This is a genomic window from Candidatus Infernicultor aquiphilus (genome assembly GCF_002784285.1).
GTDB lineage: Bacteria > Atribacterota > Phoenicimicrobiia > Phoenicimicrobiales > Phoenicimicrobiaceae > Infernicultor > Infernicultor aquiphilus.
In genome coordinates this window covers 1-3,301 of the sequence record NZ_PFKO01000245.1, presented here as the reverse complement: position 1 = coordinate 3,301, position 3,301 = coordinate 1, and the positions used below count along the sequence as shown (strand labels likewise).

General features: G+C 28.0%; 3 protein-coding genes. All 3 read right to left on the bottom strand.

Annotation, left to right across the window (positions count from 1 at the left end):
- Positions 1-32: 32 nt before the first annotated feature.
- Positions 33-2,174 (bottom strand): polyribonucleotide nucleotidyltransferase, encoded by a 2,142-nt coding sequence (locus COZ07_RS06585; RefSeq protein WP_406607775.1) that lies wholly within the window; start codon positions 2,172-2,174, stop codon positions 33-35.
- A gap of 69 nt (positions 2,175-2,243) precedes the next feature.
- Entirely contained in the window at positions 2,244-2,513 is a 270-nt protein-coding gene (gene rpsO, locus COZ07_RS06580; RefSeq protein WP_406607774.1) for a 30S ribosomal protein S15, read from the bottom strand.
- A 223-nt stretch (positions 2,514-2,736) separates the two neighbouring features.
- Positions 2,737-3,301: riboflavin kinase (locus tag COZ07_RS06575; protein WP_406607773.1), on the bottom strand; the 565-nt coding region annotated here is incomplete at its 5' end.

Genomic DNA, 3,301 nt, shown 5'->3' with positions numbered 1-3,301 from the left:
AATTAATTTTCTTTCTATTTATCTGCAAAGTATCAATCATAATTTTCATTATGATCAATACTTTCATTTTCTATAATGCTGTTTTCCTCAATATCTACTTTTCTTAAATCAATTCTACCTTGATTATCAATTCCAATAACCTTAACTAATATATCATCATTAACTTTAACTATGTCCTCAACTTTTACTACATGTTTATGAGATAATTTAGAAATATGAACTAATCCTTCTTTACCTGGTAAAATCTCCACAAAAGCTCCAAAATTTGTAGTTCTGGTTACCTTCCCTTTATACGTATCTCCTACTTTAGCTTCTTTTGTTAGACTTTCAATCATTTTTTTAGCTTGTTTTATTGAATTTTCATTAATTGAAGAAATATATATTTCACCATCTTCTTTAATATCAATAGTAGCCCCAGTAACTTCTATAATTTTTTTAATATTCTTTCCACTAGGACCTATCACAATTCCTATTTTATTAGTATCTATCTTTAAAATAACTATTTTTGGAGCATAGATAGATAAGTCTTTCTTTGGTTCAGAAATTACTTCATTCATCTGGTTAAGAATAAATAATCTGGCTTTTTTTGATTTTTGCAAAATGTCAAATAATGTATTTTTAGAAATGCCGGCAATTTTCAAATCCATCTGAATAGCAGTAATTCCCTGGCTACTCCCAGCAGCTTTAAAATCCATATCTCCATAGTGATCTTCCAAACCCAAAATATCGGTTAATATTTCTATTTTTTCATTTTCTTTTACTAGTCCCATAGCAATTCCAGCTATAGGCCTTTTTATGGGCACCCCTGCATCCATTAAAGATAAACTTCCTCCGCAAACAGTAGCCATAGAAGAAGAACCATTTGATTCTAAAATTTCAGAAACAACACGAATAGTATAAGGAAATTCAACTTCTAAAGGTATCAAAGATTTTAAGGCTTTTTCTGCTAATGAACCATGGCCAATCTCTCTTCTTGATTGGCCTCTTCTGGGTCTTACCTCGCCAACGCTAAAGGGTGGAAAGTTGTAATGCAGATAAAATCTTTCTGAAGAATCTTCTTCTAAGGTATCAATGAATTGTCTATCTTTAAAAGTCCCCAAAGTAGTAATAACCAGGGCTTGAGTTTGTCCTCTGGTAAATAAAGCACTTCCATGAACTCTAGGGAGTATTCCTATTTCACAACTAATAGGTCGTATATCGTCAAATTGTCTTCCATCTACTCTTCTTTTTTCTTTAATTATTAAATTACGAATAATTTCTCTACAAATATCATCATAAATATTCTTTAAGAAATAAATATCATCATCTTCGATAGATAATTTTTCCATAATCTTATTTAATATCTTCTTTAATAAATTATCTCTCTCTTTTTTTTCAATTATGCAAGTGGCTTCTTTAATTTCAGGTTCATAAAGGTTTTTAATTAACTTATAATATTTATCTTTTTTTTCGGTAATTTCTGAAAAATTATACTCCTTTTTTGTATTTAATTTTCCCAAAATATTTATTAATTTTTCTTGGCTTTCTACAATTATTTTTATGGCTTCCTGAGCAATATCAATTGCTTTTAATATTATTTCTTCCGAGACTTCACAGGCCTTTCCTTCCATCATCATAATAGAATCTTTTGTTCCAGCAATAATCAAGTCTAATTCACTATTTTCTAATTCTTGAGAAGTGGGATTTACTACCAATTCATTTTCTATTAATCCAATCCTTACTGCTCCTATGGGATGTTGAAAAGGAATATTTGATATCCATAGAGCTGCCGAAGCTCCAATAATAGCTAGAACATCCGGTAAATTTTTTTGATCATAGGAAAGAACAGTAACAATAATCTGAACATCATTCATATATTCTTTAGGAAATAAAGGCCGTAACGGGCGATCAATGAGTCGAGAAGTTAATATGGCATTATTACTCGGTCTACCTTCTCTTTTGAAAAAGCCACCAGGTATTTTGCCAGCAGCATAAAATTTTTCCTCATAATCCACCAATAAAGGAAGGAAGTCTATTCCTTCACGCGGTTCATCAGAAGCAACTACAGTCGCCAATACTGTAGTTTCTTCGCATCTCACGACTACTGAACCTGTTGACTGTTTAGCTATTTTACCAGTTTCAATCTTAATTATCTTATTACCTAAATTTATTTCAATTTCCTTTGTTCCTAACATTAAAATAATTATTTCCTCCTTATTATTTGAAATTTAATATTGTTCATTATATATAAAATATTTTATTTATTATTTTCTTAAATTGAGTGATTCGATAACATTTCGGTATTTATTAATATCTTTATCTTTAATATAATTTAACAATCTTCTTCTTTTACTAACCATCTTTAATAAACCTTGCTTGGAATGAAAATCTTTTTTGTTCTTTATTAAATGTTCGGTAAGATCATTTATATTTTTGGTCAATAAAGCAATTTGAACTTCGGGTGACCCGGTATCAGTAGTATGGTGCTGATATTTTTTTATTATTTCTTCCTTTTCTTCTTTAACGAAAACCATGTCATTATCTCCTTTTTATTTTTTATTCCAGTATAATCTTATTGGTAAATATTATATCTTAATATATTTTATCATAAACAATTAGACCCTTCAACTTAAAATTAGTATCGAGTGAAAATATTATCAAGTATATAGTATCGAGTATCGAGTATAAATACAGTAACAAGTAATGAGTAATAAGTGCTAAGATTAAATTTCCGAAATCACAAAAACACATTACTTATTACATGTTATTTATCATTTTGTGAGCTGTTAAAATATCATCTTCTATCTGTTTCTTTAATAAACCTGGATGGTTAAAGTATTTTTCATTCCTTATTTTTTGTAATATATTAATATTAACTACTTGGTTATAAATACTTTTATTAAAATTTATAATATGAACTTCTACTGTCTTATTATTTTCTTTAAAAGTAGGTTTAATGCCTATATTCATTAAACCATAATATTTTTGATTATCAATATTGATTTCAACTAAATATACTCCGTTAGCAGGAAGTATTTTTTCTAATGGTATCTCAATATTAGCTGTAGCAAAATTTAATAATTTTTTTCCTCTTCCCTTTCCAGAGATCACTCTTCCTGAAATTATCACATTATGCCCCAATAATTTTTTCGCTTTTTTAGTATCTCCCAATCTAATATATTCTTTAATTATAGTGCTACTAATGATGGTTTTATTTATAACTTCTGGTTTTAATATACTGGTTTTAAATTTATAAATTTTACCATATTCTTTTAAACAATCTACATTTCCTTTTCCTTGAAAACCAAATTTATAATTAAAA